This is a genomic window from Actinophytocola sp., from assembly GCF_050699915.1.
Classification (GTDB): Bacteria; Actinomycetota; Actinomycetes; order Mycobacteriales; family Pseudonocardiaceae; genus Actinophytocola.
Map to the genome: position 1 here is coordinate 1 of NZ_JBOHGA010000306.1, position 5,822 is coordinate 5,822.

A 5,822-nucleotide genomic window follows, 5' to 3' on the forward strand; every position below is an offset into this window, starting at 1 on the left:
AACAGATCCAGAGCACGTCGCCGGAACTCCGGCGGGTAGGGCTTCGGCACGACCAACGATCTCCTTCACAAGATCGTCGAACCCTATGTCTGCCAACCTTCGTGCCCGTGAAACGGGGGCAAGATCAGTTCGGCGGCGCGGTGTTCCTCGGCCAGTACTTCCAGATCGGGCGCGGCTACTCGCCGACCGAGGCCGGGCTGCTCACGATCCCGATGATGGCCGGCGTGCTGGTGGCGTCCACGGTCTCCGGCCGGATGATCAGCCGAAGCGGCGTGATCAAGCCCTACTTCGTGGCCGGCGCGGTCGCGCTGGTGATCGGCTTCCTCGGACTGGGCATGATCGACCACGACACCCCGCTGGTCTTCGCGGCCGCCGCGATGGTGCTGGTCGGTGTCGGTGTCGGCATGACCATGCAGCGGTCTCGGACCCGATCGTGGGGTAGGTGGATGTCGTGAGCGCGGCGGAGTCCCGGGCCTACGAGCCGCGGCTGTGATTCGTTAGAAACTTACGATCTCTGGATACTCTGAGTTAGAGTTGACCCACTCAGCGTCTGGGGAGGTCGGGCTCATGCGACGTGGTCGGTTGTCCCGGTGGTCGGCGGCGGTGGTGCTCGTCGCGAGCGGGCTGGTGGTGAGCCACGAGGCCGGCGCGGTCGGCCCGGACGACGCCGGGCTGGCGGCCCACGCGCAGCAGGCGGCGGGCCAGCGGGTCATCTACTCCTACCCGGGCCTCACGCCGCCGCAGAGCCTGTTCGACCGGATCCGCGCCGGCGAGGCCGCGGGCGTGATCTTCTTCGGCGAGAACGTCTCGAGCCTGGCGCAGATCTCCGGTGTGGTGGCGCAGCTGCGGGCCGCCGCCGCGCAGAGCCCGGTGCGTGAGCCGCTGCTGCTGATGACCGACCAGGAGGGCGGCCAGATCCGCCGGCTGCCCGGCGAGCCCGCGTTGTCGCACAAGGACGTCGGCCAGTCCGCGAACCCCGCCGCGGCGGCCACGACGGCGGGCCGGGGCGCGGGGGAGAACCTCGCCGGCGTGGACATGAACGTGAACCTGGCCCCGGTGCTCGACGTCTTCCACGCGCCCGGCGACCTGATGGACCAGTTCGAGCGCTCGTTCGGCCAGGACCCCGCGGCCGTCGGGACACTCGGGGCGAACTACGTCCGCGCACAGCAGGCCGAGGGCGTCGCCGCAACCGTCAAGCACTTCCCGGGTCTCGGCACGGCGAACGCGGACCAGAACACCGACACCCGGCCGGTGACGCTGAACGTCCCACTGTCCACTTTGCGCAACGTGCACGAGGCGCCCTACCGGTCGTCGATCTCGGCGGGGGCGAAGCTCGTGATGCTGTCCTGGGCGGTGTACCCGGCGCTGGACTCCGCCCGTCCCGCCGGACTGTCCGCTGTGGTCGTTCAGCAGGAGCTGCGGTCCCGCAACGGGTTCACGGGCGTCACCGTGTCGGACGCGATCGAGGCCGGTGCGCTGCGGGACTTCGGCTCGACCGGCAACCGCGCGGTGCTGGCCGCGCACGCCGGGACGGACCTGATCCTGGCGTCCGCGCGGGACGTCGGCCAGGGCGACCAGGCGGTCACGGCCCTGGCCAACGCACTCGCCGACGGCACCCTCGACAGCGGGGCCTTCGGCGAGGCGCTGGCCAGGATCCACGACCTGCGCGCCGGACTCTCCTAGACGGACACCGGGGTCCGGCGGTCCTCGGCCGGCGGCTCGACGAGCCGCTCGCCCTCCACGTCCACGTTGGGCAGCAACCGGTCCAGCCACTTCGGCAACCACCACGCGCGGCCGCCGAGCATCGACATCAGGGCCGGCACGATCGTCATCCGCACCAGGAACGCGTCGACCGCGACGCCGAACGCGAGCGCGAAGCCGATCGACTGGATCAGCGTGTCCTCGGCGAAGATGAACCCGGCGAACACGCTGGTCATGATCAGCGCCGCGGCCACCACCACGCGGGCGCCGTGCCGGAAGCCGCTGACCACCGCCTCGCCGGCCGGCGTGCCGTGCACGTGTTCCTCACGCATCCGGGTCACCAGGAACACCTGGTAGTCCATCGCGAGTCCGAAGAGGACGCCGATGAGCAGGACGGGCAACAGGCTCATGATCGGGCCGGTGGCCTCGACGCCGAGTGCGTCGGCGAGCCAGCCCCACTGGAACACCGCCACCACGGCGCCGAACGTCGCCGCGACCGAGGCGAGGAAGCCGATCGTCGCCTTGAGCGGCACGACCACCGAGCGGAACACGAGCATCAGCAACAGGAACGCGAGCCCGACGATCAGTGCCAGGTAGGGGAGCATGGCGTCGGCGAGCTTGTCGGAGACGTCGATGTTCGCGGCGGTCTGGCCGGTCACCGAGACCTCCGCGCCGGTGCGGTCGTGCAGCGTGCCGGCCGTCGCACGGAGGTCGGCGACGAGGTCCTCGGTGGCGGCGTCGCTCGGCCCGGTCGTCGGGATGACGGTCAGCAGCGTCGTGTCGCCGGCCCGGTTCTGCTGCGGCGGCGCGAGCGCGGCGACACCGTCGAGATCGCCGATCCGTTGCGCGGCAAGCTGAACCGCCTCCCGCGGGTCGTCGCTCGCGCTGGTGTCGACCACGACGGTCAGCGGACCGTTGGCGCCCGGGCCGAAGCCTTCGCTCACCAGCTCGTAGGCCTTGTGCTGGCTGGACTCCGGCGCCGAGGTGGCATCGCCCGGCAGGTCCAGCTGCATGCTCGCGGCCGGCACGGCGAGGACCGCGAGCGCGGCGACGGCGGCCAGCAGCACCGGCAACCGCCGGCGCGCCACGAACCGGGCCCAGCGCTCGCCCATGCTGGTCCGGCCCGGTCGCGGACCGCCGCGCAGCCCCGGGAGCCGCCCGGCGCGCACCCGGTCGCCGGCGAACCCGAGGACCGCGGGCAGCAGTGTGGTCGCGATCAGCACGGCGACGGCGACGGTGACCGACGCGGCGATACCCATCTCGGCGAGGAACGGGATGCCGACCACGGTGAGCCCGGCCAGCGCGACGATCACGGTCAGCCCGGCGAACACGACGGCGGAGCCGGCGGTGCCGACCGCCCGGCCGGCGGCCCGCTCCGGCGGCTCGCCCTCGGCGAGCTCGTGTCGGTAGCGGGAGACGATGAACAGGGCGTAGTCGATGCCCACCGCGAGGCCGATCATCAGCGCGAGCACCGGGGTGTTCGAGCCGAGCTCCATGAACCCGGAGGCGGCGATGATGCCCGCGATGCCGATGCCGACGCCGACGAGCGCGGTGATCAACGGGAGGCCGGCGGTGAGCAGCGAGCCGAACGTGATCACGAGGACGACTGCGGCGACCGCGACGCCGAGGATCTCGGTGGCGCCGGTCTCCGGGGCGGCGCGGGTGGCGTCGCCGCCGACCTCGGCGGTGAGCGCGGTGCCCTCGGTGGCCTCGACGAGCGCCTCGCGGTCGGCGTCGGTGAGCTCGGAGGCCTGCTGGTCGTAGCCGACCTGGATGAGCGCGACCGTGCCGTCCGGCGAGACGGACCTGACCTGGAACGGGTCGGTCACCCGCGCGACCTCGGGCGCGTCCCGCAGGTTCGCGACGACCTGCTGGACGGCCTGCTGGTTGGCGGGCTCCTGGAACGTGTGCCCCTCGGGCGCGGCGAGCGCGACCCTGGCCGTGGCGCCCCCGACGCCGGCCTCGGGGAAGGACTTCTCCAGGTGGTCGATCGCGCGCTGCGACTCCGTGCCCGGGATGGTGAAAGCGTTGCTGAGCTGGCCGGACAGGCTGGCCGCCCCGGCGCCGAACAGGACGAGCAGGACCGTCCACACACCGGCGACCAGCCACCGGCGGCGGAAGGACGCACGGCCGAGGCGGTAGAGGAATGTCGCCACCGATTGACTCCTTCGTAGATGAGCTCCCATCGCCGAAGCTAGCCGAACGGCTAGGAGATGCCAAGCCGATCGGCAAGTGTGTGACTAGCCGCACGGCAAGTTGTCGGACTAGTCGATCGGCAAGTAAGGTCGGTGTACTGAAGGAGGACGCGATGACGGCCATGGCGGCCCGCCCTGCCGCGCCGGACACCCGGACCCGGCTGCTGGAGACGGCGCTGGAGTTGTTCACCCGGCACGGCGTCGAGGGCACCTCGCTGCAGATGATCGCGGACGCCCTGGGGGTTACGAAGGCCGCGGTGTACTACCACTTCAAGACGAAGGACGAGATCACCGAGGCGGTGGCCGAGCCCGCGCTGCGCCAGCTGCGGACGGTCGTCCACGAGGCGACCGCGCTGCGCCGGCGCGGGGCGCAGGTCGACCACGTGCTGGCCGGCGTGGTGGACCTGGCGATCCAGCACCGTGCCCTGGCGGCGGTGTTCTCGACCGATCCCGGCGTGGCGCGGGCGCTGGAGCGCACGCTGCACGACGAGGAGAACGTCAAGGAGTGCCTGACCGAGCTGTTGGTCGGCCCGGGGGAGGACCCCGCGGCGGCGGTCGCCGCGCATGTGGCGCTGGCCGGCATCGCGCTGGCCGGTGGCTCGCCGGCCCTGGCCGCCGTACCGGACGAGGAGCTGAGGGCGCACCTGCTCGAGGTGGGCCGCCGGGTGCTGGGTCGCCCGCGCCGCGTCACCCGAGGGTGAGCAGGGCGATCGCCACGCCGGCGGCTACGAGGCCGGTGAGCTGAGCGCGGTTGAGCCGCTCGCGCAGGACGGTGAGCCCGAGCAACACGGGGATGGCCGGGTAGAGCGAGGACAACACGACGGCGATGGAGAGCAGCTGTTCCCGGGTGGCCAGGAGATAGGCGACGAGGGCAAGGGTCGCGCAGCCCCCGACGGCCACCGCGCCGAGAATCGTTCCCGGCCCTACGCGCCTCGCGGTGATCACCGAGCCGTGTCGCCTGGTGCTGGCATGACCGCGCCCGGCAGTGCTCGTCGCGTTGCGGCTGGCGGTGCTTGTCGGGTCGCGTTCGGCGGCTCGGGTGCGCGCGACGGAGCGCCAGGCGATGGGTAGTACCGCGAGGGTGGCGGTGACGCGGCCGGCAAGTACGGGCCAGAGCCCGGCGTCGGGCGAAGCCTGAGCGAGTGCCAGGTACTGCAGGGCGATGCCGAGGCTGGCGAGCAGCGCGTCGAGCGAGCCGGCCGACTCGGTGCGGCCGCGGTGGGAGACCAGCCACAGCGCCGGGACGGCCAGCACCATGCCGGTCACCGCGAGCACCGTCGGGCGGTCCCCGAGCAGCGCGATGCCGACCAGCACCGGGATGGCCAGCCCGCCGACAGCGCTCACCGGCACGACAACGCTCATGGCGCCCCGACTGAGCCCGCGGTAGAGGAACACCATCCCGAGCCCGGTGCCCACGCCTGACAACCCGCCCCACAACAGCCCAGCGCCGGTCGGCTCCCCGGGCAACACCGGCGCGACGGTCGCCATCAACACCAGCCCGCCCGCCTGCCCGAGCAGCGCTACCACCGCGAACCCAGCACGTCGGGACAGCAGCCCACCCGCGAAGTCGGCGACGCCGTACAACGCGGCCGAGCCGAGCGCCAGCAGCACACCCATCAGCGCCCGGCTTCCTCGCCTCGACCGCCGGCCGCACCGGTGGTCGAGCGATCGGCGTCTCGCTGAGCGGCTCGGCGGGCGGCTTCGCCCACCGGGCAGACCGCATCGGTCGTGCAGGAGGCGCGGTCGCAGAGCCGGCACACCAGCTCCGAGCTGCCCGTACGGCTGTAGAGCCGCGCCAGCACGGGCTCCAGCAGACCGGCCAGCGTGGCGCGCTGCGAGGCGTCCAGGTCCGACAGCACCTCCGCCAGCGGCGCGGCCCTCGCGGCCAGCAGTCGGGCGGCCGACCGCGCACCCGCCGCCGTCAGG

4 protein-coding genes and 2 pseudogenes are annotated in these 5,822 nt (G+C 72.7%); 3 read left to right on the forward strand and 3 right to left on the reverse strand.

Annotated features, from left to right (window positions below):
- Positions 1 to 122: 122 nt before the first annotated feature.
- Positions 123 to 416, forward strand: a pseudogene (locus tag ACRDSK_RS30985) (EmrB/QacA family drug resistance transporter); the annotation flags it as partial.
- Positions 417 to 567: 151 nt separating this feature from the next.
- Positions 568 to 1,683, forward strand: coding sequence for a glycoside hydrolase family 3 N-terminal domain-containing protein (locus tag ACRDSK_RS30990; RefSeq protein WP_431444944.1), 1,116 nt, complete (start codon positions 568 to 570; stop codon positions 1,681 to 1,683).
- On the opposite strand, the gene ACRDSK_RS30995 is transcribed toward ACRDSK_RS30990, so the two are convergent.
- A complete protein-coding gene (locus ACRDSK_RS30995; protein ID WP_431444945.1) occupies positions 1,680 to 3,857 on the reverse strand; it encodes an MMPL family transporter in 2,178 nt (725 codons plus the stop codon). The two genes, ACRDSK_RS30990 and ACRDSK_RS30995, sit on opposite strands and share 4 nt — an antisense overlap.
- A 161-nt stretch (positions 3,858 to 4,018) precedes the next feature.
- Here ACRDSK_RS30995 and ACRDSK_RS31000 point away from each other — a divergent pair, with 161 nt between their 5' ends.
- A complete protein-coding gene (locus ACRDSK_RS31000; protein ID WP_431444947.1) occupies positions 4,019 to 4,597 on the forward strand; it encodes a TetR/AcrR family transcriptional regulator in 579 nt (192 codons plus the stop codon).
- On the opposite strand, the gene ACRDSK_RS31005 is transcribed toward ACRDSK_RS31000, so the two are convergent.
- Entirely contained in the window at positions 4,584 to 5,513 is a 930-nt protein-coding gene (locus ACRDSK_RS31005) for an EamA family transporter (protein ID WP_431444946.1), read from the reverse strand. The genes ACRDSK_RS31000 and ACRDSK_RS31005 overlap by 14 nt on opposite strands.
- Positions 5,513 to 5,822 (reverse strand): annotated as a pseudogene (locus ACRDSK_RS31010) (hypothetical protein); the annotation flags it as partial. The gene ACRDSK_RS31005 and the pseudogene ACRDSK_RS31010, both read right to left, overlap by 1 nt.